23 protein-coding genes and 1 rRNA gene are annotated in these 26755 nt (G+C 72.5%); 6 read left to right on the top strand and 18 right to left on the bottom strand.

Going from position 1 to position 26755, the window contains the following annotated elements:
- Window positions 1–225 precede the first annotated feature (225 nt).
- The gene (locus ACIPAE_RS20585) at window positions 226–1908 is read left to right on the top strand and encodes a DUF2637 domain-containing protein (RefSeq protein WP_402446974.1); all 1683 of its coding nucleotides are present in this window, start codon (window positions 226–228) and stop codon (window positions 1906–1908) included.
- Between the two features lie 345 nt (window positions 1909–2253).
- Here ACIPAE_RS20585 and lysS read toward each other — a convergent pair whose 3' ends face one another.
- Window positions 2254–3981 (bottom strand): lysine--tRNA ligase, encoded by a 1728-nt coding sequence (gene lysS, locus ACIPAE_RS20580; RefSeq protein ID WP_402446971.1) that lies wholly within the window; start codon window positions 3979–3981, stop codon window positions 2254–2256.
- A gap of 256 nt (window positions 3982–4237) precedes the next feature.
- Between lysS and argS the strand changes: the two genes are divergently transcribed.
- Entirely contained in the window at window positions 4238–6013 is a 1776-nt protein-coding gene (gene argS, locus ACIPAE_RS20575; protein WP_329366037.1) for an arginine--tRNA ligase, read from the top strand.
- A gap of 114 nt (window positions 6014–6127) precedes the next feature.
- The gene (locus ACIPAE_RS20570; protein ID WP_402446968.1) at window positions 6128–7093 is read left to right on the top strand and encodes a DUF4253 domain-containing protein; all 966 of its coding nucleotides are present in this window, start codon (window positions 6128–6130) and stop codon (window positions 7091–7093) included.
- A 22-nt stretch (window positions 7094–7115) separates the two neighbouring features.
- On the opposite strand, the gene ACIPAE_RS20565 is transcribed toward ACIPAE_RS20570, so the two are convergent.
- From ACIPAE_RS20565 to ACIPAE_RS20530, 8 genes are all read right to left on the bottom strand, one after another.
- Window positions 7116–7667 carry a hypothetical protein gene (locus tag ACIPAE_RS20565; protein WP_329366041.1) on the bottom strand — a complete coding sequence of 184 codons (552 nt, stop codon included), beginning with the start codon at window positions 7665–7667 and terminating at the stop codon, window positions 7116–7118.
- Between the two features lie 91 nt (window positions 7668–7758).
- Window positions 7759–8745 (bottom strand): porphobilinogen synthase, encoded by a 987-nt coding sequence (gene hemB / locus ACIPAE_RS20560; RefSeq protein ID WP_329366043.1) that lies wholly within the window; start codon window positions 8743–8745, stop codon window positions 7759–7761.
- Between the two features lie 204 nt (window positions 8746–8949).
- On the bottom strand, window positions 8950–10536 hold the full coding sequence (locus ACIPAE_RS20555) for a uroporphyrinogen-III synthase (RefSeq protein WP_329374044.1): 1587 nt from the start codon (window positions 10534–10536) through the stop codon (window positions 8950–8952).
- A 71-nt stretch (window positions 10537–10607) separates the two neighbouring features.
- Window positions 10608–11720 (bottom strand): hydroxymethylbilane synthase, encoded by a 1113-nt coding sequence (hemC, locus tag ACIPAE_RS20550; RefSeq protein WP_402446965.1) that lies wholly within the window; start codon window positions 11718–11720, stop codon window positions 10608–10610.
- On the bottom strand, window positions 11713–13077 hold the full coding sequence (locus ACIPAE_RS20545; protein WP_402446962.1) for a glutamyl-tRNA reductase: 1365 nt from the start codon (window positions 13075–13077) through the stop codon (window positions 11713–11715). Before ACIPAE_RS20545 ends, hemC begins: the two co-directional genes overlap by 8 nt.
- A gap of 73 nt (window positions 13078–13150) precedes the next feature.
- Window positions 13151–13861: a redox-sensing transcriptional repressor Rex gene (locus ACIPAE_RS20540; protein ID WP_103887072.1), complete on the bottom strand. Its 711-nt coding sequence runs from the start codon at window positions 13859–13861 to the stop codon at window positions 13151–13153.
- A gap of 131 nt (window positions 13862–13992) precedes the next feature.
- On the bottom strand, window positions 13993–14670 hold the full coding sequence (locus tag ACIPAE_RS20535; protein ID WP_329366050.1) for a 3'-5' exonuclease: 678 nt from the start codon (window positions 14668–14670) through the stop codon (window positions 13993–13995).
- 223 nt (window positions 14671–14893) lie between these two features.
- The gene (locus tag ACIPAE_RS20530) at window positions 14894–15139 is read right to left on the bottom strand and encodes a glutaredoxin family protein (RefSeq protein ID WP_329366053.1); all 246 of its coding nucleotides are present in this window, start codon (window positions 15137–15139) and stop codon (window positions 14894–14896) included.
- 83 nt (window positions 15140–15222) lie between these two features.
- Between ACIPAE_RS20530 and ACIPAE_RS20525 the strand changes: the two genes are divergently transcribed.
- From ACIPAE_RS20525 to ACIPAE_RS20515, 3 genes are all read left to right on the top strand, one after another.
- A complete protein-coding gene (locus ACIPAE_RS20525; RefSeq protein WP_329366055.1) occupies window positions 15223–16149 on the top strand; it encodes an HAD-IB family hydrolase in 927 nt (308 codons plus the stop codon).
- 458 nt (window positions 16150–16607) lie between these two features.
- Window positions 16608–17408 carry an ECF subfamily RNA polymerase sigma factor, BldN family gene (locus ACIPAE_RS20520; RefSeq protein ID WP_328467712.1) on the top strand — a complete coding sequence of 267 codons (801 nt, stop codon included), beginning with the start codon at window positions 16608–16610 and terminating at the stop codon, window positions 17406–17408.
- 198 nt (window positions 17409–17606) lie between these two features.
- Entirely contained in the window at window positions 17607–18953 is a 1347-nt protein-coding gene (locus ACIPAE_RS20515; RefSeq protein ID WP_402446957.1) for a DUF5667 domain-containing protein, read from the top strand.
- A 107-nt stretch (window positions 18954–19060) separates the two neighbouring features.
- Here the strand turns inward: ACIPAE_RS20515 and ACIPAE_RS20510 are convergent, their stop codons facing one another.
- From ACIPAE_RS20510 to rrf, 9 genes are all read right to left on the bottom strand, one after another.
- Entirely contained in the window at window positions 19061–20275 is a 1215-nt protein-coding gene (locus tag ACIPAE_RS20510; protein WP_402446954.1) for a lysophospholipid acyltransferase family protein, read from the bottom strand.
- A gap of 112 nt (window positions 20276–20387) precedes the next feature.
- On the bottom strand, window positions 20388–21431 hold the full coding sequence (locus ACIPAE_RS20505) for an NAD-dependent epimerase/dehydratase family protein (protein WP_402446951.1): 1044 nt from the start codon (window positions 21429–21431) through the stop codon (window positions 20388–20390).
- A 164-nt stretch (window positions 21432–21595) separates the two neighbouring features.
- Entirely contained in the window at window positions 21596–21694 is a 99-nt protein-coding gene (locus ACIPAE_RS20500) for a 30S ribosomal protein bS22 (RefSeq protein WP_003948845.1), read from the bottom strand.
- Between the two features lie 146 nt (window positions 21695–21840).
- Window positions 21841–22053 (bottom strand): helix-turn-helix domain-containing protein, encoded by a 213-nt coding sequence (locus ACIPAE_RS20495; protein WP_202235362.1) that lies wholly within the window; start codon window positions 22051–22053, stop codon window positions 21841–21843.
- Between the two features lie 129 nt (window positions 22054–22182).
- On the bottom strand, window positions 22183–22983 hold the full coding sequence (locus tag ACIPAE_RS20490) for a phosphatase (RefSeq protein ID WP_402447354.1): 801 nt from the start codon (window positions 22981–22983) through the stop codon (window positions 22183–22185).
- Between the two features lie 102 nt (window positions 22984–23085).
- Window positions 23086–24273 carry an acetoin utilization protein AcuC gene (locus ACIPAE_RS20485; protein WP_402446948.1) on the bottom strand — a complete coding sequence of 396 codons (1188 nt, stop codon included), beginning with the start codon at window positions 24271–24273 and terminating at the stop codon, window positions 23086–23088.
- Window positions 24242–25627 (bottom strand): MFS transporter, encoded by a 1386-nt coding sequence (locus ACIPAE_RS20480; protein WP_402446945.1) that lies wholly within the window; start codon window positions 25625–25627, stop codon window positions 24242–24244. The genes ACIPAE_RS20485 and ACIPAE_RS20480 overlap by 32 nt, the downstream gene beginning before the upstream one ends.
- 112 nt (window positions 25628–25739) lie before the next feature.
- Window positions 25740–26387 carry an HAD family hydrolase gene (locus ACIPAE_RS20475; RefSeq protein ID WP_402446942.1) on the bottom strand — a complete coding sequence of 216 codons (648 nt, stop codon included), beginning with the start codon at window positions 26385–26387 and terminating at the stop codon, window positions 25740–25742.
- A gap of 78 nt (window positions 26388–26465) precedes the next feature.
- Window positions 26466–26582, bottom strand: a 5S ribosomal RNA gene (rrf, locus tag ACIPAE_RS20470).
- Window positions 26583–26755: the final 173 nt, after the last annotated feature.

The following is a 26755-nucleotide window of genomic DNA, read 5'->3' as shown; positions in this document are numbered from 1 at the left end:
CCCTCCGACGCCGCCGCGGCGACGCTGCCGCAACGCCGCCGCGGCCCGCCTCGGCCCGCCGCCCTCCGCAGCGCGTAACAACTCGGCCTCATGGGCCCCGTATCCGTACGTTTGTCCGACCGCGAGTCGACTCCGGCGTCAACCGATCCTCCCGACGCCACCCGCATGTGGCAGTCTGGGTCGGCCAGTTCACGGGACAGGTGCCGACCAGCAGGAGGGTCGCGGGTGGCCGCGATACGTTTGACCCGGACTCACCGGATACTGATAGGTATCGTCGTCTCCGGTGCCGTGGTGATCGCCGGAATCGGTTTCGCCGGTTCGTACGCCGCTGTGCGCACGCTCGCCCTGCACAAGGGCTTCGGCTGGTTCGCGAACGTCTTCCCGATCGGCGTGGACGCCGGCATCGTGGTGCTGCTCTCGCTCGACCTGCTGCTGACGTGGCTGCGCATCCCTTTCCCGCTGCTGCGGCAGACCGCCTGGCTGCTCACCGCGGCCACCATCGCCTTCAACGGCGCCGCGGCCTGGCCCGACCCGCTCGGCGTCGGCATGCACGCGATCATCCCGGTGCTGTTCGTGGTGGCGGTCGAGGCCGCCCGGCACGCGATCGGCCGGATCGCCGACATCACCGCCGACAAGCACATGGAGGGCGTGCGGCTGACCCGCTGGCTGCTCGCCCCGGTGCCGACCTTCCGGCTGTGGCGGCGGATGAAGCTGTGGGAGCTGCGCTCCTACGAAGAGGTCATCCGGCGCGAGCAGGACCGGCTGGTCTACCGCGCCCGGCTGCGCGCCCGCTACGGCGTCGCGTGGCGGCGCAGGGCCCCGATCGAGGCCATCATGCCGCTGCGGCTGGCCCGCTACGGCGTACCGCTGTCCGAGACCGCGGACGCGGGCCTGGAGGCGGCGGGCATCGAACTCCAGCCTGCGGCCAAGCAGTTGACGGCGGCCACGTCAGGGGCGAGCGCTCCGGCCACGGGCGAGCCGGCCACCGGGCAGGCTGCCGAGCCGGCCGCCGGGCAGGCCACTGGCGAGCAGGCGGGTGAGCGCAGCGGCGACCAGGTGGCGGCCGTGGCGGCTCGGCCCGCGCGGCCGGCCGGCCCCGCGAGCGAGCTGGACCAGGACTTCGACCTGGCACTGGCCCAGGCGCAGGAGTACGAGCGGCAGATGTACGAACGCCAGCTCCAGGAGCAGGCCTACCAGCAGGACTGGCAGGGCGCGCCGCACGACAGCCCCTGGTTCGCCGCGCAGCAGGCCGCCCAGGCCCAGGGACATCCGTACCCCTACCCCTACGGCCCGGCAGGATACGCCGATCCGCAGCAGGCGTACGCGCCGCAGGAGATGCCGCAGCAGGTGCCGGGACAGCAGGTGCCGGGGCAGGACTTCCCCGGCGAGGAGTTCCCGGGGCAGGGCCCGGCCCACCAGCAGCCGCAGCCCCAGGTGATGGTGCCCGCCGGGCCCAACCGCACCCGCCCGTTGGGCAGCGTGGGCACGGACGGCGACGCGGTCAACGGCATGAGCAGCGGCAACGGCGCCAACCCGGTCAACGGTTCGGGTGAGGCGAACGGCGTCTCCCTCCCCGGGCAGCGCTCCGAGGAACCCGGCCCGGCCGAGCAGCGGACCGCCGCCCCGGCGCCCGAGCCGGCGGCCGAACCGGAGCCGGAGGCCGATCTCGCGACCTACCCCTCCGGCACCCTGCGCCTGCCCGACGACGTGCCGGTCGAGGACGCCTACTTCGCCGCCTACCGCCAGTACGTGCGGGAGCATGGCACCTTCCCCAACGCCCGCCAGCTCGCCCGGCTGCTGGAGGAGGCATACGGCGGCAACGCGCCCGAGCTGCGCGAACTCATCGCCGCGCACCGCGAGTTGCGCTACCGCTACACGTCCGAGGCGGAGACCGAGTACATCCCGTAGTCCCCCGGGGCGTGCCGCCCCACGAGTCCGGGGCCGGGACGCCGCCCGGGCGGCCGGCTTCCCTTCAGCCCCTGCGGCCGGCGCGCGTCGAACGTCAACGCGTCGTTCGGCGACCGCAGTTGTCGCACGCGGCCAGGCCACCGGGCGTACGGCGCCGCGCCTCGCGGATCGCGGGCACCCCGATAGCGGCCGACGGGCCGGCCCCCGCCCCGAGCGCCGCCGACCGTGAGCGCCGGAAGCGGACTCGACAGCCCGTCACGTCATCCCGGCGGGCGCCGGCCGGCGGGGACCACGCCAGGTCCCCCACCGGCCGGCACCGCCCGGCACTTGTCCCGCTGGGGCCGGTCAGGCACCGCCCAGCAGCGAACGCACCCGGTCCTGGCCCACGGCCAGCAGCAGGGTGGGCAGCCGCGGACCGGTGTCCCGGCCGACCAGCAGTTCGTAGAGCAGCACGAAGAACGACCGCTGGGCCACCTTGAGTTCGGGCGTCGGCTTGGCGTCGGGCGCGAGGCCGGCCCGGATCTTCGGCACCGCGTAGACGAGGGTGGTCAGGCCGTCCAGCGACCAGTGCGACTCCAGCCCGTCGAGCAGCAGCTTCAGCGCGCCGAGGTCGGCGTCGTCGAGTGCGGCGAGACGGTCGGTGTCCGGCTGGTCGCGGACCACGGTCCGCTGCTCGGCCGGGACGTAGGTCGAGATCCAGTCCTCGGCGCGGTCCAAGCGGGGCCGCACCTCGTCGAGCGAGGTGAGCGGGTGCTCCGGGTCCAGCTCGGAGAGGATGCGCAGCGTCTGGGCCTCGGCGCCCGCGGTCACGTCGGCGACCGAGGCGAGGGTGCGGTACGGCAGCGGGCGGACGGTGTGCGGGAGTTCGCCGCGGGCGGTGCCGACCGCCCGGCCGTACGCGGCGGCGTCGGCGGGCAGCACGGTGCCGTCGGCGACCTTGCGGGACAGCGCGTCCCACTCGTCGTACAGCCGCTGGATCTCCTGGTCGAAGGCGATCTTGAAGGACTGGTTGGGACGGCGGCGGGCGTAGAGCCAGCGCAGGATCTGCGGCTCCATGATCCTCAGCGCGTCTCCCGGGGTGGGCACGCCGCCCTTGGAGGAGGACATCTTCGCCATCCCCGAGATGCCGACGAACGCGTACATCGGCCCGATCGGCTGCTTCCCGCCGAAGATCGGTCCGACGATCTGCCCGCCGACCTGGAAGGACGACCCGGGCGAGGAGTGGTCGACGCCGGACGGCTCGAAGACCACCCCTTCGTACGCCCAGCGCATCGGCCAGTCGACCTTCCAGACCAGCTTGCCGCGGTTGAACTCGCTGAGCCGGACCGTCTCGGAGTGGCCGCAGGCGCAGGTGTAGGTCAGCTCGGTGGTCTCGTCGTCGTATCCGGTGACGGTGGTGAGGTCCTTGCCGCACTGCGCGCAGTACGGCTTGTAGGGGTAGTACTCGGCACCGGTGCCGCTGCCGTCGTCCTCCGCGGCGGCTCCCGAGCCCTCGGCCGCTGCCAGCTCCGCGTCGTCCACCGGCTTCTGGCCCTGCTTGGCGGCGGGCGCGGGCTTCTTCGTGCGGTACTGCGCGAGGATGGCGTCGATGTCGGCGCGGTGCCGCATCGCGTGCAGCACCTGGTCGCGGTAGGCGCCCGCGGTGTACTGCGCGGTCTGGCTGATGCCGTCGTACTCCACGCCGAGGACGGCGAGCGCGTCGGTCATCGCGGCCTTGAAGTGCTCCGCCCAGTTCGGGTACGCGGAGCCGGCGGGGGCGGGCACCGACGTCAGCGGCTTGCCGATGTGCTCGGCCCACGAGTCGTCGATCCCGGGGATGCCCTTGGGCACCTTGCGGTACCGGTCGTAGTCGTCCCAGGAGATCAGGTGGCGCACCTCGATGCCGCGGCGGCGGATCTCGTCGGCCACCAGGTGGGGGGTCATGACCTCCCGCAGGTTTCCCAGGTGGATCGGGCCGGAGGGGCTGAGCCCGGACGCGACGACAACGGGTTTCCCGGGGGCGCGGCGCTCCGCCTCGGCGATGACGTCGTCCGCGAAACGGGAGACCCAGTCGGCCTCGGTGCTTGCAGCCACGGTCCTCTTCTTCCTGGGGGGGTTCCGATGGTTTTTCCCGGGGCCTGGGCCCCGGCGGCCGGAGCGGCCCGGCACGTTCATTCTCCCAGACCTGGCGCCTCCGCTCGCCAGCGGATAATCCCGCCTGTGGATAACCCGACGGCGACCGTGCGGCCTGTGGATAACCGGGTGAGCCGGTCGCGGGGCCCATGGGACAATGATGCTGCTACCTCGCCGTAGCACGTCCGATCTCCCCAACACACGGAACGGCACCTCCATGGCCTCGGTCGCTTCCCTCTCCGCTTCGCTCCAGCAGCGCGTCTCCGCCGCCCTCGCGGCCGCGGTGCCGTCGGCCGTCGACGCCGACCCGCTGCTGCGACGTAGCGACCGGGCGGACTTCCAGGCCAACGGCGTGCTGGGTCTGGCCAAGCGGGCGAAGGCCAATCCGCGGGAGCTGGCCGCGGCCGTGCTCGCCGCGCTGCCCACCGACGAGGTGGTCGGCCAGGTCGAGGTCTCCGGCCCCGGCTTCCTGAACATCAGCGTGCCCGACTCCGCGATCACCGCGAACCTCGCCCTGCGCGTGGCGGACGACCGGCTCGGCGTGCCCGAGAAGGCCGCCCCCGGCACCACCGTCGTCGACTACGCACAGCCGAATGTGGCGAAGGAGATGCACGTCGGCCACCTGCGCTCCTCGGTGATCGGCGACGCGATCGTGAAGATCCTGGAGTTCGCGGGCGAGCGGGTGGTACGGCGCCACCACATCGGCGACTGGGGCACCCAGTTCGGCATGATGATCCAGTACCTGCTGGAGCACCCGCACGCGCTGGACCACACCGAGGGCGCCGACGCGGACTCGGGCGAGGCGTCCATGTCCCGGCTCGACCGGCTGTACAAAGCGTCGCGCGCCCTCTTCGACGCCGACGAGGCGTTCAAGGAGCGGGGCCGGCGCCGGGTGGTCGACCTCCAGGCGGGCGACCCCGAGACGCTGGCGACCTGGCAGCGGTTCGTCGACGAGTCGAAGATCTACTTCTTCTCGGTCTACGACAAGCTGGACATCGAGATCGCCGACGAGGACATCGTCGGCGAGTCCGGGTACAACGACATGCTGGTCGAGACCTGCGAGCTGCTGGAGAAGTCCGGCGTGGCGGTGCGCTCGGAGGGCGCGCTGTGCGTCTTCTTCGACGACATCAAGGGCAAGGACGGCGAGCTGGTCCCGCTGATCGTCCGCAAGTCGGACGGCGGCTTCGGGTACGCGGCCACCGACCTGTCCGCGATCCGGAACCGCACCGGCGACCTGCACGCCGACACCCTGCTCTACGTCGTGGACGTGCGGCAGTCGCTGCACTTCCGGATGGTCTTCGAGACCGCCCGGCGGGCCGGCTGGCTCACCGACGGCGTGGTGGCGCGGCACCTCCCGTTCGGCACCGTGCTGGGCGCGGACGGCAAGCCGTTCAAGACCCGGGCCGGTGCCAGCGTGAAGCTGGAGGATCTGCTCGACGAGGCCGTCGAGCGGGCCACCGCGGTGGTGCGGGAGAAGGGCGAGAAGATCGGCCTGTCCGAGCAGGAGATCGTGGACAACGGCCGGCAGGTCGGCATCGGCGCGGTCAAGTACGCCGACCTGTCCACCTCGCTGGGCCGGGACTACATCTTCGACCTGGACCGGATGGTCTCGCTCAACGGCGACACCAGCGTCTACCTCCAGTACGCGTACGCCCGGACCCGGTCCATCTTCCGGAAGGCCGGCGCCGACCAGCGGCCCGTCGCCCACCCGGAGCTGGCCCTGGAGCCGGCCGAGCGCGCGCTGGGGCTGCACCTGGACGCGTTCGGGGACAGCCTCGCGGAGGTCGCGGAGAGCTACGAGCCGCACCGGCTGGCGTCGTACCTCTTCCAACTCGCCTCGCTGTTCACCACGTTCTACGAGCAGTGCCCGGTGCTGACCGCGGACGGCGGCCCGGCGCAGGTGGAGAACCGCCTGCTGCTGTGCGAACTGACCGGCCGCACCCTGAGCAAGGGCCTGGAACTGCTGGGCATCCGCAGCCCCGAGCGCCTGTAGGACCGTGCCCCGCGGTCCTCGGTGCGCGCCGGGGACCGCGGTGCGGGTCGGGCCCGGGCGGGCGCCGAGGACCGCGGTGCGGACGCTGTCGCGGCCCGGTCCTAGAGTCTCGGCATGGCGATGCTTCCGAACCCCCTCCCCCGGCTCACGGACGACCTCAGCGGTGCCGCTCTCGGCCTGCGGCTGCCGCCGGGGCGACTGGTCGACACCACCTGCGACGGGACCTGGCACGAGCCGCTGCTCTGGCACGCTGACACCCCGGCAGGGCCCGGCGGTTGGCCGGAGCCGGCGGCGGCCCGGGCGGTGGGCCTGCTGCCGGTGCTGCTGGAGTCCGGGGGGATACCCGGCATGGAGGACGTCGCCACCTGGGAGTTGGACCCCGGCGCGATGTCGTATCCGGGCCACCATGACGCCGAAGAGGTCCTGGCCCACGCCTGGCCGCTGTGCGCCGAAGCCGCGGACACGGACACGGACTCAGACGCAGACGTACCCGCGGACGCAGACGTATCCGCGGACCGCGACGACGACACGGCCGAGGACGCGGACGCCGGCCCCGCGGACCGCGACGACGACCCGGCGGACGCGGAGTGGGACGACGAACTGCGCGACCTGGTCGCCCCGTTCGGCCCCGCCTTCCCCGGCCTCGCCCCGAAGCTGCTCACCTCCGCCGAGGCCGCCGCCGGCCGGCCCGACGCGGTCGCCGCCGAACTCACCGCGGCGCTCACCGGCTCCGGCCGCCTGCGGGACCCGCGCGCGGCCCTGGTGTACGCCCGCCGGAGCGCCGACGTACCCGCCGCCATCGGCTGGACCGGCCCGGTCAACCACGAGCACGACGTCGCCCGGCTGTGCGCGGTGCTGCGCTCCTGGGAGGACCGTTTCGGCCTGCGCGTGGTCGCCCTCGGCTTCGCCACGCTGACCGCCACCGTCGCCGCCCCGCCGACCACCGTCGAGGAGGCCGAGGCCGTCGCCGCCGAGCACCTCTCCTTCTGCCCGGACAACATCACCCAGGGCCCCGGCACCCTGCGCGCCTACGCCAAGTCCCTGGTGGACGAGGGGGTCTGGACCTTCTGGTGGGACTGAGGCGGGCCGGCCGGGCGCGCGCTCACTTCAGGACGACGACCGTGGACCCGATGACCGTGTTGTTCCAGATCTTCGTCTCGTCGGCGCGGTGGGCACGGATGGCGCCGGTGTGCAGCGAGGAGGAGGGCGCCGTCACCTTGTCGTTGACCGGGGCGGAGAAGGCCACCCAGGTCTCGGCGGTGTACTCGAAGTACACGATGTTCTCGATGTTCGTGCCGTCGGTACCCACACCAGTGGGCTTGCGGCGGGTCACGTAGTGGGTGCCCACCTGGGCCGGCACCGTACCCGGCTGCACCAGGAAGGTGGAGGTCGGGCCGGAGCGCGGCACCACCCACACGCGGTTCTGGGAGAGCGAGTAGACGATCCGCTTGCCGGTGTCCGAGTGCGGGGGCACCGGCGGCGGGGCCTGCGGGGCATGCTGCTTGGTCGCGGTGGGGTGCGGGGTGGGCCCGGCGGCGGTCGGCTTGCCACTCGGGGACGATCCGCTGGCCTGGATCGCGAGCACCGACACCGCGGCCATCGCCGCAGCGGTCAGCCCGCTCACCGTTGCCCACGAGGGTATGCCCCGGCTCATCGGACCCCTCCCCTTTCCTCAACACGCGCCCGGCGGCCGTCATGACCGCCGCGGTCCCGCGGCCGCTCGGGCCGTACGACCACCGCGGCCGCTACAGCCGCTGGGCGACTTCCGTGGCCCAGTAGGTCAGGATCAGGTTCGCACCCGCCCGCCGGATCGACGTCAGCGTCTCCAGGATCGCACGCTCCCGGTCGATCCAGCCGTTCGCGGCCGCGGCCTCGACCATCGCGTACTCACCGGAGATCTGGTACGCCGCGACCGGCACGTCGACGGTGTCCGCGACCTTCCTCAGCACGTCAAGATACGGCAACGCGGGCTTGACCATCACCATGTCCGCGCCCTCCGCGAGGTCGAGCGCCAGTTCGCGCATCGACTCCCGGAAGTTCGCCGGGTCCTGCTGGTACGTCTTTCGGTCGCCCTGGAGCGAGGAGTTGACCGCCTCGCGGAAGGGACCGTAGAACACGGAGGCGTACTTGGCGGTGTAGGCGAGGATCGCCACGTCCTGGCGGCCTATCTCGTCGAGTGCGTCGCGCGTCACACCGACCTGGCCGTCCATCATCCCGGACGCGCCGACCACATGGACGCCGGCGTCGGCCTGCACCCGGGCCATCTCGGCGTAACGTTCCAGCGTCGCGTCGTTGTCGACCCGGCCCTGGTCGTCCAGCACGCCGCAGTGGCCGTGGTCGGTGTACTCGTCCAGGCACAGGTCGGACATCACCACGGCCGCGTCCCCGACCTCGGCCACCACGTCACGGATCGCCTGCTGGAGGATGCCGTCCGGGTCGGTACCGGCGCTGCCCACCGCGTCCTTGGTCTCGGGCACGCCGTAGAGCATCAGCCCGCCGACACCGGCGGTGGCCGCCTCCACGGCGGCCTTGCGGAGGCTGTCACGGGTGTGCTGGACCACTCCCGGCATCGAGGAGACCTCGACCGGCTCACTGACGCCCTCCCGCACGAACATCGGGAGGATCAGCTCCGCCGGGTTCAGGCGTGTCTCGGCAACCAGGCGGCGCATCGCGGGGGTCGTCCGGAGGCGCCTGGGCCGCGCTCCAGGGAACTCGCCGTATCGGCTGCTCATCGGCTGCGCCGCCTTTCAGGAGAAGGGTGCGGATCTGTACCAGGCTTTCCACGGTACGCCCGTACGCAGGGTGCTCTTCCCGACGCAAAGTCGGTGCTCCCGGGGCGGCCCTGACCCTCCGGCGTGCCCCCGCACGCCGGTTCCGGGACCGCCCACTGGTGGGTGGTCCCGGAACCGACGGGACCATCCACCCGGAGGGTCCCGTCAGACCCGGGAGCGGCGCCGGGCACCCGGCCGACGCTCGCTGGGCCGCGTGACAGGATCGCCCGCCTCCTCGGCCGCGGCACGTCGTGCCCGCCCGAACTCCGCGAGCGCCTGCGCGAGCGCGTGCACGGACGGCTCGGGAGCCATCACGTCCACCCGCAGCCCGTGCTCCTCCGCCGTCTTCGCGGTCGCGGGGCCGATACAGGCGATGACGGTCACGTTGTGCGGCTTGCCGGCGATCCCGACGAGGTTGCGCACCGTGGAGGACGAGGTGAACAGCACCGCGTCGAAGCCGCCGCCCTTGATCGCCTCGCGGGTCTCGGCCGGCGGGGGCGAGGCGCGCACCGTGCGGTAGGCGGTGACGTCGTCGACCTCCCAGCCGAGTTCCACCAGACCGGCGACGAGCGTCTCGGTGGCGATGTCGGCGCGCGGCAGGAACACCCGGTCGATCGGGTCGAAGACCGGATCGTAGGGCGGCCAGTCCTCCAGCAGCCCGGCGGCGGACTGCTCACCGCTGGGCACCAGGTCCGGCTTGACGCCGAACTCGACCAGCGCCTGCGCGGTCTGCTCGCCGACGGCGGCGACCTTTATCCCGGCGAACGCCCGGGCGTCCAGGCCGTACTCCTCGAACTTCTCCCGGACCGCCTTGACCGCGTTGACCGAGGTGAACGCGATCCATTCGTAGCGACCGGTGACCAGGCCCTTGACCGCGCGCTCCATCTGCTGCGGGGTGCGCGGGGGTTCGACCGCGATGGTCGGCACCTCGTGCGGGACCGCGCCGTAGGAGCGCAGCTGGTCCGACAGGGAGGCGGCCTGCTCCTTGGTGCGCGGCACCAGGACCCGCCAGCCGAACAGCGGCTTGGTCTCGAACCAGGACAGCTGCCGCCGGTACGCGGTGGGCTCGCCGACCACGGCTATCGCGGCGATCGGCCCCTCGGGCGTCGGCAGCGCCTTGGTCGCCTTCAGCTCGGCCGCGATGGTCGCCAGGGTGGCGCTCCAGGTGCGCTGCCGGGTGGTGGTGCCGGCCACGGTGACGGTCAGCGCGGTGTCGGGCTTGCGCCCGGCGGCGACGAGTTCGGCGGCGGCCGCGGCGACGGTCTGCAGCGTGGTGGAGACCACCAGCGTCGCGGAGCTCGCGCCGACCTCGCCCCAGCACTGGTCGGAGGCGGTGGCCGCGTCCACGAACCGGACGTCGCCGCTGAGCGGCACGCCGGCGTACGCGGGCACGCCGAGGGCGGCGGCGACGCCGGGGACGACCTCGAACGGGATGCCCGCGTGGGCGCAGGCCAGCATCTCCTCGGCCGTGGACGCGTCCAGACCGGGGTCGCCGGCCACCGCGCGTACCACCCGCTTACCGGTGCGCGCGGACGACATGACAAGCTGTGAGGCAGCAGCGGCGGCGTCGGCGGTGTCCAACACCTCACCGTTGACGGCGGGTTCGGCCGTGCCCACGTCGGCGCGGGCGTGGCCGCGGACGACGTCGAGCACGTGTCCGGCGCCGACGAGCACGTCGGCGAGGGCGAGTGCCTCGACGGCGCGCAGAGTCAGCAGGCCCGGGTCACCGGGCCCGGCACCGAGGAAGGTCACGTGCCCGGCTGCTGGTACGGCCGGACCGGCGGCGGTGCCGGCCGGGTTGGTTGTAGCGACGGCGGCGGGGTTCAAGATGTGCGCTCCCCCATAAGACCGGCCGCACCCTTGGCGAGCATCGCCACGGCGAGTTCGCGGCCAACGGCCCGCGCCTCGTCGTCCGACGCCGGTACGGGACCGGTGGTGGACATCTGCACCAGCGAGGTGCCGTCGGTGGTGCCGACGACGCCGCGCAGGCGCAGCTCGGTAAACTGCCCGTCGGCCACGAGGTCGGCCAGCGCGCCCACGGGGGCGGAGCAACCGGCCTCAAGGGCGGCGAGCAGGGATCGCTCGGCGGTCACGGCGGCCCGGGTGAACGGGTCGTCGAGTTCGGCGAGCTGTGCGGCCAACTCCTGGTTGGAGGCGGCGCACTCGACGGCCAGTGCCCCCTGTCCGGGAGCGGGCAGGCTGACGCTGGTGTCGATCAGCTCGCTCGCCTCGGCGAGCCTGCCGATACGGTTCAGCCCGGCGGCGGCCAGCACGACCGCGTCGAGCGTGCCTGAAGTAACGTACCCGATTCGGGTGTCAACGTTGCCACGGATCGGGACCGTCTCGATGTCCAGATCGTGTGACCGTGCCCACGCGTTGAGCTGCGCCATGCGGCGCGGCGAGCCGGTGCCGACCTTGGCGCCGGGCGGCAGCTCGGCGAAGGTGAGGCCGTCACGGGCCACCAGCGCGTCGCGGGGATCCTCGCGGACCGGGATCGCGGCCAGGACCAGGTCGTCGGGCTCGGCGGTGGGCAGGTCCTTGAGGCTGTGCACGGCGAAGTCGATCCCGCCGGTGAGCAGCGCGTCGCGCAGCGCGGAGACGAACACCCCGGTGCCGCCGATGCGGGCCAGGCTCTCCTTGGAGACGTCGCCGTAGGTGGTGATCTCCACGAGCTCGACCGGCCGGCCGGTCAACTGCCGTACCTGGTCGGCGACCATGCCGGACTGCGCCATCGCGAGCTTGCTGCGGCGGGTGCCCAGCCGCAGCGGTCGCCCGCCGGGGGCGGAGTCGCGGTGGGGCGCGCGCACGTCAGCGGCCGGCGCGGGCCGGTCCGTTGCCGGGCCCGCCTCCGCGGTGGCGGCACCGGCGCCGATCGGTCCGGGGGCCGCGGCCGACGGCCGCACCGTTTCCGGTCCCGGCCCCGCAGGGTTACTCATTGCCCGCCTCGATTCGGTTCTGTGCCACCCGGGTCGGCGGCCGGGTGTCGGCCCGGCTGACGGCGGCGACCGCCTGCGGGTCGAGGTCGAAGAGTTCACGCAGCGCGTCGGCGTACCCGGCGCCGCCGGGCTCACCGGCAAGCTGCTTGACCCGCACGGTCGGAGCGTGCAGGAGTTTGTCCACCACACGGCGTACCGTCTGGGTGATCTCGGCGCGCTGCTTGTCGTCCAGATCGGGCAGCCTACCGTCGAGTCGGGAAAGTTCACCCGCCACGACGTCGGCCGCCATCGCGCGCAGCGCCACCACGGTGGGGGTGATCCGGGCCGCCCGCTGGGCCGCGCCGAAGGCGGCGACCTCCTGGGAGACGATCGCCCGCACCTGGTCCACGTCGGCGGCCATCGGGGCGTCGGCGGAGGCCGCGGCGAGCGACTCGATGTCCGCGAAGTGCAGGCCGTCGAGCTGGTGGGCGGCCGAGTCCACGTCCCGCGGCATCGCCAGGTCCAGTACGGCCAGCGGTCCTTCGCCGGTGCGGCGGGCGACGGCGGTCCCCAGGTCGTCGGCGGTCAGCACCAGGCCGGTGGCGCCGGTGCAGGACACCACGAGGTCGGCCTGCGCGACGGCGTCGGGCACGTCGGCGATGGTGAGGGCGCGGGTGCCCAGGCCGGGGTGCTGGTCGGCGAGCGCGCGGGCCAGCCGCTGGGCGCGTTCGACGGTGCGGTTGGCGATCGCCAACTCGCGGACGCCGGCCCGGGCGAGGGTCGCCGCGGCGAGCGAGGACATCGATCCGGCGCCGACCACCAGGGCGCTGCGGCCGTCGAGCGGGCCGGTGGCGGGGGCCAGTTGGGACAGTCCGAAGGTGACCAGGGACTGTCCGGCGCGGTCGATGCCGGTCTCGGAGTGGGCCCGCTTGCCGACTCGCAGCGCCTGCTGGAACAGGTCGTTGAGCAGGCGGCCGGCGGTGTGCTGCTGCTGGCCGAGGGCGAGGGCGTCCTTGATCTGGCCGAGGATCTGGCCCTCGCCGACCACCATGGAGTCCAGCCCGCAGGCCACCGACAGCAGGTGGTGGACGGCCCGGTCCTCGTAGTGCACGTACAGGTGCGGGGTCAGCTCGTCCAGGCCGGCGGAGCTGTGCTGGGCGAGCAGCGTGGTCAGTTCGGCCACCCCGGCGTGGAACTTGTCGACGTCGGCGTACAGCTCTATGCGGTTGCAGGTGGCCAGCACCGCGGCCTCGGTGGCCGGTTCGCAGGCCACCGTGTCCTGGAGCAGCTTGGCGCGCGCGCCCTCGGGCAGCGCGGCGCGCTCGAGGACGCTGACCGGCGCGGTGCGGTGACTCAGCCCGACGACAAGGAGGCTCATGCGCGCCTCCCGCTGTGCTCGGGCCGGCCCGCGGCCGGGGCGCACCTTCCGAGGGTGCTCTCGCTGCGCTCGCTCATGCCGGCATCACGGCGGGTACGTCACCGTCCGGGTCCTGGCGTTCCTCACCGGCCTTGCGCTGCTCGTGGAAGGCGAGGATCTGCAGTTCGATGGAGAGGTCGACCTTGCGCACGTCGACCCCGTCGGGCACCGACAGCACGGTCGGGGCGAAGTTGAGGATCGAGGTGACGCCGGCCGCGACGAGGCGGTCGGTGACCTCCTGGGCGGCGCCGGCCGGGGTCGCGATCACCCCGATGGACACCTGGTTGTCCGCGACGATCGCCTCGAGTTCGTCGATGTGCCGCACCGGCAGGCCCGCGACCAGGCGCCCGGCCAGGCCCGCGTCGGCGTCCAGCAGCGCGGCGACCCGGAAGCCCCGGGAGGCGAACCCGCCGTAGTTGGCGAGCGCGGCGCCGAGGTTGCCGATACCGACGATGACGACCGGCCAGTCCTGGGTGAGGCCGAGTTCCCGGCTGATCTGGTAGACGAGGTACTCCACGTCGTATCCGACCCCGCGCGTCCCGTAGGAGCCGAGGTAGGAGAAGTCCTTGCGCAGCTTCGCGGAGTTGACTCCGGCGGCGGCGGCGAGTTCTTCCGAGGAGACGGTGGGCACGGAGCGCTCCGAGAGTGCTGTCAGTGCCCGCAGATACAGCGGAAGCCTGGCGACGGTGGCCTCGGGAATTCCTCGGCCGCGGGTCGCCGGTCGGTGTGTTCGGCCAGTTGCCACGGTGCTCCTGCGGGTAGAGCTGGGCTGAGGGCGACCACGGTCTTTGGGGACGCCCCGTGGACGCCAGGCTATGTCTTTGTGAACGCGTGCACAAAGATGGTGTCCGATTTGCCCGGCGGAAGTGATGGGCATCACGCATGCCCATGCCGGACATTCGGCACTGTTCGCCGTGCCGAATCGTTGCTGCGCCGAACCCACAGGCCGTCCGCCGCCGCCGGCAGGTCGGACGGCTCCGGCCACCGCAGCCCGGCCGCGGTCGCCAGCAGCTCGGACAGGCCGGGCAGTTGCGGGGCGTGGTGGGCCAGCAGCGCCGCCGTGGCGCGGGCGTCACCGAGCGCGGTGTGCGGACTCCAGTCGGTGAGCCCGATCGCGGCGGCGCGGGCCCGCAGCGACAGCCCGTACGGCGCGGGGCCGCCGCCGGCCGCCGCCGCGATCCGCATCGTGCACACCTCGGGCACCGCGGGCAGCCGCAGGCCCAGCCGCGCGTACTCCGCGACCAGAAAGGCCCGGTCACAGCCGACGTTGTGGCCGACCAGCACCCGGCCGCGCAGCAGCGCCAGCAGCCGGGCGGCGATCGCGGAGAACCGCGGCGCCCCGCTCAGGTGCTCCGGCTCGATGCCGTGGATGTGGGTGGGGCCGACCGGTCCCTGCGGGTCGATCAGCGTGGTGAACTCGCCCTGCGGCACCAGGTCCGGGTCCAGCAGCAGCACCGCCAACTCCACCACCCGGTGCCGGTGCGAGGACGAGCCGGTCGCCTCCAAGTCCACGACGGCATAGCCGTACGAACCCTGACTCCGGCCCGGAAGCACGTGCCCACACTCCTCACGCATCGCCCCCGGGTGTACAAAACGCCCCTGATGGTAATCGAATACGCGGCTCCGTAGGCAATCCGCTCAAAATGCCCCGGGGTTCGTGCACGGATTCACGTGTCCGAGCGCCGGGTCGGGCGGCCGGGGCCGTGCGCCAGGTGAGGTGAGCGCCGGGTCGGGCCAGGTCGGGTCAGGTGGGCGCGGGGTCGGGCTCAGCGCCCGCTCAGGCCAGCGCCGCGCGCAGCCGCCGCTCGTCGACCCGCCAGAAGGTGTGCTGCTCGCCGTCGACCAGCACCACCGGGATCTGCTCCCAGTAGCGGTCGTACAACTCGGCGTCCTGGGTGATGTCCTGCTCGGCCACGGCCGCGCCCGTCTCCGCGGCGACCTTCTCGATCACGGCTCGGGCGTCGTCGCACAAGTGGCAGCCGGGCTTGCCGATCAAGGTCACCGTCTTCGGGGTCGTCGTCATACCCGCCATTGTGTCCCGCGCCGTTCACGCGCCCGCATCCCGGCCGCAGCCGACCCGCCCCCCGATCTGGTTATGCTCGCGACATGGCCGCTCTCAAATGGCTCACCCCCCGTAAGCAGTCCGCCACCGAGCGGAGCGTGCTGGCAGGAGAGGCCGCCGCGGAGGCCGCGCTCGGCAGCGAGGCGCGGTCCGGCGACGCGGCGGCCGAAACCGAGGAGCCGCAGTTCCCGGTGGCGGGCGACCCGCGGGCCGCCGCCTTCTTCGACCTCGACAACACCGTGATGCAGGGCGCCGCGCTCTTCCACTTCGGCCGCGGGCTGTACAAGCGGAAGTTCTTCGACAAGCGCGACCTGCTCCGGTTCGCCTGGCAGCAGGCGTACTTCCGGCTGGCCGGCTCCGAGGACCCCGAGCACATGCAGGACGCCCGCGACAGCGCGCTGTCCATCGTCAAGGGGCACCGGGTCGAGGAGCTGATGAGCATCGGCGAGGAGATCTACGACGAGTACATGGCCGGCAAGATCTGGCCCGGCACCCGCGCGCTCGCCCAGGCCCACCTCGACGCCGGGCAGCGGGTCTGGCTGGTCACGGCCGCGCCCGTGGAGACCGCCACGATCATCGCCCGCCGGCTCGGCCTGACCGGGGCGCTGGGCACCGTCGCCGAGTCCGTCGACGGCGTCTACACCGGCCGGCTGGTCGGCGAACCCCTGCACGGCCCGGCCAAGGCCGAGGCGGTACGGGCGCTGGCGACGGCCGAGGACCTCGACCTGTCGCGGTGCGCGGCCTACAGCGACTCCACCAACGACATCCCGATGCTCTCGCTGGTCGGACACCCGTACGCGGTCAACCCCGACAGCGCGCTGCGCAAGCACGCGCGGGCCGAGGGATGGCGGCTGCGCGACTACCGCACGGGGCGCAAGGCCGCGAAGATCGGGATTCCCGCGGCCGCCGGCATGGGCGCGGTGACCGGTGGGGTGCTGGCGGCGGTGGCCGTGCGCCGGCGCTACCGCTGACGGCGAGCCCGCACCAACCGCACCAACCCGCGCCGCCCGGCCCGACCGCGGAGACCCGGACCCCGCTCCCGTACGGCCCGCCGCCGTTCGACCCGCCCTCGTTCGACCCGCCCCCTCACGGTCCGCCCGCGTACGCCCCGGCGCGGCCGACCGCGGCCACCCCGCATGGCTCGCTCCGTCGAACACGCGGCTCGCTTCGCCGACTTCGACACGAGCACAACACGCGCTTCACACGAGCGCTTCACGACTGCAAGTGGTCAACTCGGGTGCCCTGTTCGATAATTGGTCGATCACGATTCCGCACAGGAAGTGCCGGAAACGGCGAATTCCACAACTCGGTGTAGCGTCGCCTGTACGAAGCGTTATTCTCCTCAGACGCATTCCGGTACCCACACGTCGCCACGACGGGTGAACGGTCCCGTACTGCACGTGATGGAAGTTCTGCCTCTGGGAGTCCCGTGTACCCACACGACGGGGTTGTCACCTCCGGCCTGGCTGCGCTGCGCGCTCTGGTCTCCGACCAGTTGCCGCGTGTCCCCGCGTTCGCCGTGCCCGCCCTCGCCACGTCCGGTCCCACCGTCCCCGGCTCGGCTTACGCCCTGGCCGAAGTCAGCACCGCCGCAGGCAGACGCACCCGCAACAGCAGCCCGCAGCGCGGCCAGAGCGCCGCCGACAAGGGCGCCCACGCCCGCCGGCCCGCGTCGGACACCGACAGCGGCCGCATGATGGACCTGGTCGAAGCCGCGCAGAGCGGCGAGACCGAGGCCTTCGGGCGGCTCTACGACCACTACAGCGACACCGTCTACCGGTACATCTACTACCGGGTCGGCTCCAAGGCCACCGCCGAGGACCTGACCAGCGAGACCTTTCTGCGCGCCCTGCGCCGTATCGGCACCTTCACCTGGCAGGGCCGCGACTTCGGCGCGTGGCTGGTCACGATCGCCCGCAACCTGGTCGCCGACCACTTCAAGTCGAGCAGGTTCCGACTCGAAGTGACCACCGGCGAAATGCTGGACGCCAACGAGGTGGCCCGCAGCCCCGAGGAATCGGTCCTGGAACAGCTCTCCAACGAGGCGCTGCTCACCGCCGTCCGCAAGCTCAACCCGCAGCAGCAGGAGTGCATCACCCTGCGCTTCCTGCAGGGCCTGTCGGTGGCCGAGACCGCCCGGGTGATGGGGAAGAACGAGGGCGCCATCAAGACGCTCCAGTACCGCGCGGTGCGCACCCTGGCCCGCCTGCTGCCCGAAGACGCCAGATGAGCACCGCGTACGGTTCACCCTGCCCGATCATCAGACCTGCGTAACCCAACCGGACCGGCACTCGTTGCAACACATGCAGACACTTCCGCGCCGCACGCCGCTCACCGTTTTTCACCCGATCGGGTGGACGGCCTGGGAGAGGGCAACCTTCCAGACGGCGGGAGGAGTCGAGTGTGGAGACGAGAGGAGGTGCCGCCCGTGATCGGACAGGCAACGGCACACCGTCGGGCGAACGCCTTCGCCCAGGCGGTCGAGGACGCCGGGCTTGACGGCGGCCGCGAGGAGACCACCGGTGGGCACGGCGCCGGTACCGGTACGGACGGCGGTGCCGACGGCCACGGGTCCGGTGCCCGCGGTTCCGGCGCGGGTGCCGGTACGGGCAGCCATGGCGAGCACGGCGGCCACGGCGGCGCGCACGGCTCCCATGCCGCCGACCGGCACGCCGACCCCGAGCAGGTCTCGATGGTCGCGCTCGCCGAGGTGCTCGGCCGGCGGCCCCGCCCCGCGATGGACCCCGAGCAGAAAACGGTGCAGCGCGCCCAGCTGATCGCCGCCATGGAGCAGGCCATCGCCGACGGCAGCTTCCGCGCCACCGCCCGGGTGCCCGAGCAACGCGGCGAGAGCCCCAGGCGAGCACCCGCGGCCGCGCTGCGCAAGCTCGCCCCACGCTCCCGGCTGTCACGCCGGATCGCGGTCGGCGGGCTCACCATGGGAGTCGCCGCCGGTGCCTTCGGCGGCGTCGCGGCGGCGAGCACCAACGCCCTGCCCGGTGACAGCCTCTACGGCCTCAAGCGCAGCATGGAGGACATCAAGCTGGACATGGCGGGCAGCGACTCCTCCCGGGGCAAGGTCTACCTCGACATGGCGTCCACCCGCATGCAGGAGGCCCGCCGGCTGATGGACCGCGGGCGCGGCGGCCAGCTCGACAGCGAGTCGGTCGGCGAGGTGCGCAAGGCGCTCTCCGGGATGCACCAGGAGGTGTCCGAGGGGCACCGCCTGCTCACCGCGGCCTACCAGAAGGACGGCTCGCTCCAGCCGATGGAGCTGCTGAACACCTTCGCGGAGAGCCACCGGCAGGGCTGGGCCGACCTGAGCGGCAAGCTGCCCAGCCAGCTCACCGACGTCTCCGACCAGGTGACCTCGCTCTTCGACGCCATAGACGCAGAGGTCGCGCCGCTGTCCCTGCCGCAGAAGGACCGCCCCGGCACACCCGCCACCCACGGCGCGGACGGCTCCGGGACCGGTCACGACGGCGGCATCCCCGGCAGCGGTCCCTCGGGCAGCCCGTCGGCGACGACCACGACGAAGGGCACCGCAGGCGAGGACAGCGGGCAGAGCCCCAGCCCCTCGCCCTCCGACAGCGCTCCCGACGGTCTCATCGGCGGCTCCGGCAAGCTGCTCGACACGCAGCCCACCCTCCCCGGCATCCCCGGGGCGACCCCGACGGAGACCCCCAGCTCGCCGCACCACTCCGTCGAGCTGCCCCCGCTGCTCCCCGGTCTCCTCCCCGGTCTCGGCCTGACCAGCAGCGACGACCAGGGCTGACGGCACGCATCACGGCACGCGTCGGGGGCGGACGGTCCACCCGGACCACCCGCCCCCGATCTCCGTGCGGCAGGCTCACATAGGGCTGCGCTCCCCTACGGCAGCCCTCAGAAGAACACCGACCGCCGCTCCACCAGCAGCTCGTACAGCGTGTGCTGGATGGTCTCGCGGACCTGGTCGGTCAGGTTGAAGACGAGCATCGGGTCGTCCGCGGCCTCCGGCGGATACGACTCCGTGGGGATCGGCTCGCCGAACTGGATCGTCCACTTGGTCGGCAGCGGAACCAGTCCGAGCGGGCCGAGCCAGGGGAAGGTCGGCGTGAGCGGGAAGTACGGGACGCCGAGGACGCGGGAGAGCGTGCGGGAGTTGCCCACCATCGGGTAGATCTCCTCCGCGCCCACCACCGAGCACGGCACGATCGGCACCTTCGTCTTCAGGGCCGTCGCCACGAACCCGCCCCGCCCGAACCTCTGGAGCTTGTACCGCTCGGAGAAGGGCTTCCCCAGGCCCTTGAAGCCCTCGGGCATCACCCCGACCACCTCGCCCCGCTCCAGCAGCAGTTGCGCGTCCTCCGAGCAGGCCAGGGTGTGCCCGGCCTTGCGCGCCAGCTCGTTGATGACCGGCAGCACGAACACCAGGTCCGCGGCCAGCAGCCGCAGGTGCCGCCCGGCCGGGTGGTGGTCGTGCACGGCGACCTGGGTCATCAGCGCGTCGAACGGCAGCGTCCCGGAGTGGTTCGACACCACCAGGGCGCCGCCCTCCGCGGGGATGTTCTCGATGCCCTTGACCTCGACCCGGAAGTACCCCTCGTACAGCGGGCGCAGCAGCGACAGCAGCACCTGGTCGGTGAGGTCGGCGTCGAAACCGAACTCGTCGACGTCGTAGTCCCCGGTCACCCGCCGGCGCAGGAACGACAGCCCGGCCGCGACCTTCCGCTCCCACGGCCCGCCGAGCAGCCGGTCGGCGACCGCGCCGAGCGCCGCGGCCAGCGGTGCGCCCTGATCGGACCCCGGGCCTCCGGAGTCGCCGGCACCGCTCGTGCCGGCCGCGGACCCCTCGGCCGCGGTGCCGCCGTGCGGGCCCTCCCCCGGCCCTGCCGGCTCCGACCCGTCCGCCTGCGCCGGAATCCCCGGGCCCTCCTCCGGTACGGCCGCCAGCGGCGCCTGGGCGCGTCCCTCGGCCGTCTGGCCCGCCCCCGGCGGGCCCGCCTTGCGCTCCCGGCTCCGCGACCGCCGCGCCCCGGCTCCTGCGCCACCACTGCCGCCACCACTGCCGCGGCGACGGGCGTCATCCCCGAACGGAATGACCTTCGCGTCCGTCATGGCTGCCGCTCCTTCTGCCGCTCCGGCCCCCGCATCGATCCCACGCCGTCCACCGCCGTCACCGCGTCCACCGCATCCGCCGTCACCGCGTCCACCGCCGCCACGTCCACCGTCATCGCGCCGGCTCTGTACGCCGCACCTTGGCCGCCACCTCGTCGACCGCGGCCGCCACCCGTGCGGGCGGCAGCAGGCCGGGCTGCCGGGTGCGGGCGAAGTCGTGGAACGTTTCCGCAGTGGTGAACGCGGCGTGGAAGCCCAGCGTCTCCCGCATCTGCCGGGTGTCGACCACCCGGCCGTGGGTGAGCAGCCGGATCTGCTCGCTGGAGAAGTCCGTCACGCCCGCGGTCCGCAGCATCCGGCCCACCCACGTCACCGCGGGCAGCAGCACCGGCACGGTCGGACGGCCCAGCCGCCGCGCGGTCTGCGACAGCAGCAGCACCCCGTCGCCCGCGATGTTGAACGTGCCGCTGTTGAGCGTCCCGCGCCGCGCCTCCGTGGCCGCGACCACCAGCACCTCGTTGACGTCGTCCTCGTGCACGAACTGCAACCTGGGGTCGTACCCGAACACGGTGGGCAGCACCGGCAGGTCGAAGAACTCCGCGAGCGGGGTGTCCGCCCGCGGGCCGAGGATGTTCGCGAACCGCAGCACCGCCACCGCCACGTCGGGCCGGCGCCGGGCGAAGCCGCGGACGTACCCCTCGACCTCGACCGCGTCCTTCGCGAAGCCGCCGCTGGGCAGCGACTTGACCGGGGTGGTCTCGCTGAACACCGCCGGGTCGCGCGGCGCGGAACCGTAGACGCTCGTGGTGGACTTCACCACCAGCCGCCGGACGGTCGGCGCCTTCTGGCACGCGCCCAGCAGCTGCATCGTGCCGATGACGTTGGTCTCCTTGGCCTGGGTGCGGCCGCCGGAGCCCAGCGGGGTGCCGCTGACGTCCAGGTGCACCACGGTGTCCACGGAGTGCCGCGCCAGCACCTTGCCGATCATCGGCTGCCGAATGTCGGCCCGCACGAACTGCGCGTCCCCCAGGTCGTGCTCCGGCGGCACCGCGTCGACCGCGACCACCCGGTCGACCTCGGGCTCACGCTGCACACGCCGGACGAACCGCCCGCTGAGCTGCCGCGCGACTCCGGTGACGAGCACCACCTTGCCCACGTTCAGCGCCTTCCTCGGGGAATGCTGTCACCGTACCCCGCCGCTGTTGCGCGACGGTGACGAAACGCCCCCGCGCCCCGACCGGCCCCCGTACATGCCACTGCCCCCTTCGACCACCCTGAATCAGGCGGAGGAAGGGGGCAGGAGAGCGGCAAAAAGCTCGCTTACTTCTTGTTACGGCGCTGAACACGCGTCCGCTTCAGAAGCTTGCGGTGCTTCTTCTTCGCCATACGCTTACGCCGCTTCTTGATGACAGAGCCCACGACAACCCTCGCTTCGGTTTCACTCGGTGCGGGGCGTCCGAGCCCACACGACCTACGTCGGCCAAGCCTACCCGCCCCGAGCGGACGAACGTAATCGAGGCCCACGCGGTCCGTCACCGGCCCGTTACCGGGCCGCCTCGGGCAGCTCAGGCAGACTCCACCCCCACATAGGATTCCCGCAGGTACTCGTGCACGGCCTGCTCCGGAACCCGGAAGGACCGACCCACGCGAATCGCCGGCAGATGACCGCTGTGCACCAGCCGGTACACGGTCATCTTCGACACCCTCATTACCGCCGCGACTTCGGCGACGGTGAGGAACACGACCTCGTTGAGAGGCCGACTTTCAGTTACAGCCATGACACACCTGAACCTTCCGCACATGACGGCCACCGGCTTCCCCTCCGGCGACTCCAAACAGGCATGTGCGCTCCCCCTCAGATTAGGGGCGGATGATGCGAGTGGGGAAGAGGAGTTGCGAAGGGTTGACTACTGTGCGAGCCACGCACTCTTCAACACGTAGCGGGTGACCGGCCGGTAGTAGTCCGAGCGAGCGGTGTCGTCGAGTGGTACGGCCACCGACACCCTGCCCTCCGCTTCCGCGACGAAAACCGCGGGGTCGTCGCAGTCCCCCAGGCCGATCGCCTCGATGCCCAACTGCCCTGCCCCGCAGACGAATCCATGGTCTCCGACCACCAGTTTCGGCAATATCCCGGTCTGTTCGGCAGCCGCCGCGAGCGCCGCCCGGACCGGCAGCGGCGAGTGCGTGTGCGCCCCGCGCTCCGCCCCCTCCGAACGCACCAGAGCCACCCCTCCGACGTAGCCGAGGCGGTGTGCGCGTACGCCGAAGTGTGTGGACATACGCATGCAGCGAGCGTAGGGCGGGGTGAGCACTTGGCACCCGGCCGCCGACAGAGCGGCGGCCAAAGTTGCGTAGAAACCAAGGAGGCGATGTGGATGTCCTGTGCCCAACAGGACGGGTACGCGGTCGTGCGCCGCCCGTGCCAGGCGTTCCGCGAAGGCGTCCAGCGCCGCCACCGTGCGGTCCGGATCGATCGCGTCCGGCCCCGACGTCTGCCCCGGATCGGCCGACACCCCGCACCGGTCGGCCATCAACCGCAGCAACTCCGCCCGCCCCCACTCGCCGTCGGGTTCCAGCCCGCAGGTCTGCCGAGGATCACGCGCCGCGAACAGCCCGTAGTTCACCAGGCTCTGCTCCCGCGCGGTGCCCACCCGGCCCGCGAGCCCCACCGCCACCAGATGTGCGCGCAGCGCACCCACACTCACCACCCGGCCGATCCTGCCCACGTCGTGCGCCCGGCGCATGACGAACCCTCCGAAATCACTCCCACGGGTGGGGCGCCGGGTCCCGGCACCGGGCCGCGACCGCGGCTACGGCAGCAGCCCGTGCAGCGGGAAGACCGCCCGCCGCGTCGCCAGCACCGCCTGGTCCAGCCGCGACGCCGGGTCGTACCCGCCGTCGTCGAACTCCGTCCAGCGCGCCGCCGCCCCGTCCGTCATCCGCGCCGACACCGACGTCCGGGTCAGCGCGTACGCCTGCTCCTGCCACTCCTGCGGCACGAGCGTCTGCGGCGCGACCGGCGTCCCCGCCGCGATCGCCACCAGATGCGTCCACGCCCGCGGCACCACGTCCGCCACGGCGTAACCGCCGCCGCCCAGCGCCAACCAGCGCCCCTGCGCGTGCTCGTGCGCCAGCCGGTGGCACGCCTCCGCGACCACCCGCTGCGCGTCGAGCGACACCGCGAGATGCGCCAGCGGGTCCTCCACATGGGTGTCCACGCCGTGCTGCGACACCAGCACCTGCGGCCGGAACGCCGCCACCAACTCCGGCACCACCGCGTGGAACGCCCGCAGCCAGCCCGCGTCCCCGGTCCCGGCCGGCAGCGCCACGTTCACCGCGCCGCCCTCCGCCGCCGCCCCGCCGGTCTCCTCCGGCCACCCGCTGGCATACGGGAAGAGCGTGCGCGGCGTCTCGTGCAGCGAGATCGTCAGCACCCGCGGATCGTCCCAGAACACCGTCTGCACGCCATCCCCGTGATGTACGTCCGTGTCCACGTACACCACCCGCTCCGCGCCCAACTCCAGCAGCCGCGCCACCGCGAGCGCCGCGTCGTTGTAGACGCAGAAGCCCGCCGCCTGGCCCGGCATCGCGTGGTGCAGCCCGCCGGCGAAGTTCACCGCGTGCTCGACCTCGCCCCGCCACACCGCCTCGGCCGCACCCACCGACTGCCCCGCGATCAGCGCGGACGCGTCGTGCATCGCGGCGAACGCCGGGTTGTCGACGCTGCCGATCCCGTACCCCGCCTCCGCGCCGGCCTGCGCGGCCCGCGGGTCCGCCGAGGCCCGGCGCACGGCCGCCAGGTAGTCCGCCCGGTGCACCAGTTCCAACGTCGAGTCCCCGGCCGGCGGCGCCGCCACCACCTTCAACCCCGCGTCCAGGCCGAACGCCCGCACCAGGGCCCAGGTCAGCTTGAGCCGCACGGGGTCCATCGGGTGCCCGGCCCCGAAGTCGTACGCCGTCTCCTGGTCATCCCACATCAACTGTGCGCGGCCGCTCATGGCCGACACCGTACCCGGCGGGCCCGGCCGCGAATGACCGCGCGTACACCAGCGTCGCCGCCACCAGCACCATCGGTACGACCATGGCGCCGCGGTAGCTCCACGCGTCGCCGAGCGCGCCCACCAGCGGCGACCCGACCAGGAACCCGACGTAGTTGAAGATGTTCAGCCGTGCGATCGCCGTGTCCGACGCGTCGGGGAACATCCGCCCGGCCGCGGCGAAGGTCTGCGGCACGACCACGCACAACCCGAGCCCGAGCAGCATGAAGCCGAGCATGCCCACCCAGGGCCCCGGCGCCACCGCCACCACCGCGAACCCGGCCACCGCCCCCACGGTGCCCAGCCGCACTACCGCGACCGCCCCGAACCGCCGCACCCCGAGGTCACCGACCGACCGCCCGATCAGCGTCGTCACCATGTACACCGCGTACGGCACCGTGGAGAGCTGGTCCGAACTGTGCAGGGTGTCCTGCAAGTACTTCGCGCTCCAGTTGGAGACCGTCGAGTCGCCGATGTACGCGAACGCCATCACCAGGCACAGCGGCAGCAGCATCCGCATGGCGACCTGCTGGACGGCCCGGGGCACGGCCGGGTACGCGCCGGCCGGGTCGGACGCGGCGGACACCCCGGACACCCCGGACGCGGCTGGAAGGCCCGCGGTCGCCGACGCGGGCGGCTCGGGGCCGTACGGCACCGCCAGGCCCTCACCGGCCGCGCCACGGGCACCGTCGGGCGCCTGGGCGCCCTGGGCACCGGAGGCGGCGGCCACGGCCGCGTCGTCGGGCTGCTGGTCGCGGTACCAGCGGCTCGCGGTCAGTGCCAGCGGGATCAGCACCAGCGCCGCGGGCGCGTACAGCGAGAACAGCGCGAAGTGCCAGTGCGCGCCCGACCAGGCCAGTGACGCCCCCACGATGCCGCCCAGGCTGTAGGCGGCGTGGAAACCCAGCATGATGCTCTGCCCCCAGGCCCGTTGGAGGCTCACGCCCAGCATGTTCATGGACGCGTCGAGCCCGCCGACGCACACCCCGAACAGCGCCAACGTCACCGCCGCCACCCACAGCCGGTCCCCGGCACCCAGGCCGGCCAGCACCAGCCCCACCGTCGGCTGCACCCAGCGCAGCACCACGCTCGGCCGTACCCGCTTCACCAGCTGCTCGGTCAGCACGCTCCCGATGCCCGCCAGGATCGGCACGGCCGCCAGGAACACCGGCAGCAGCCCGTCGCTGATCCCGTAGCGGTCCTGGATCGCGGGGATACGGGTCACGAGCAACGCGAACAGCACGCCCTGCGCGAAGAAGCTGACCGCGAGGGCGGCTCGGCCTTGCCGCAGGGCCTGCGGGCGAGCGACATCCATAAGCGAGCAGGCTAAGCGCGAAAGCTACGGATGAGTAGGGGCCGGGGAAACGATTCCTCGCCGAGTGCGGTGCGGACCGCCGCGCCTGCCGCCGCCCGCGCCGCCGGAACGGTCAGCCGGACAGCAGGCCGGGGAGCTCCGCCATGGTGTGGAAGAGCGCCGTCGCCCCCACGAGCTTCTCGGCCGGCGTCATCGCGGTGTACCCGTACACGTCCATCCTGGCCGCGAGCGCCGCCGCCACACCCAGCCGGCTGTCCTCCACCACGGCACACCGGTCGGGGGCGACCCCCATCTCACGTGCGGCGTGCAGGAACAGGTCGGGCGCCGGCTTGCCACGCCCCACGTCCTGCGCGGAGAAGATCCGCTCCTCCCCGAACCGTGCGTACAGCCCGGTCTTCCGCAGGGCGACCCGAATCCGTTCATGCCCCCCGGACGACGCCAGGCAGTACGGCACCCCTTCCGCCGCCAGCTTCTCCAGGACGACCGCCACGCCGTCCACCGGCTCCAGCTCCCGCTCGAACGCGGCGAAGACCTGCGCGTGATAGGCCGCGTCGAAGTCGGCAGGCAACTCCGCACCCGACCGCTCGCGCACCACATCGTGGATACGGTGCGGTGCGGCTCCCATGAAGTCGCGGAGGGAGTCCTCGTAGGTGGTGGGGTGTCCGGCCGCGGTGAGGCAGTCCGCGAGGATGCGGTTGGAGATCGGCTCGCTGTCCACCAGGACGCCGTCGTTGTCGAAGATCACCAGGTCGTACTGCACGGGCTCACCGTACAGGGGTGCTGAACGCAAAAAAGCTCGGGTCCCCCGAATTAATCGGGGGACCCGAGCTGAAAAATTGTTCGGCGGTGTCCTACTCTCCCACAGGGTCCCCCCTGCAGTACCATCGGCGCTGAAAGGCTTAGCTTCCGGGTTCGGAATGTAACCGGGCGTTTCCCTAACGCTATGACCACCGAAACACTATGAAACTGTCCCACACACCAACCCAGCCCTACAGCTAGACGGGTGTGTGGTTGCTGGTTGTTTCAGAACTACACAGTGGACGCGAGCACACATGGACAAGCCCTCGGCCTATTAGTACCGGTCAGCTCCACCCCTCACGAGGCTTCCACATCCGGCCTATCAACCCA

Origin of the sequence: Streptomyces sp. NPDC087270, assembly GCF_044744625.1 — a bacterium.
Lineage (GTDB): Bacteria > Actinomycetota > Actinomycetes > Streptomycetales > Streptomycetaceae > Actinacidiphila.
The sequence above is the reverse complement of the archived record's forward strand: the minus strand, read 5'-3'. Positions and strand labels throughout refer to the sequence as shown.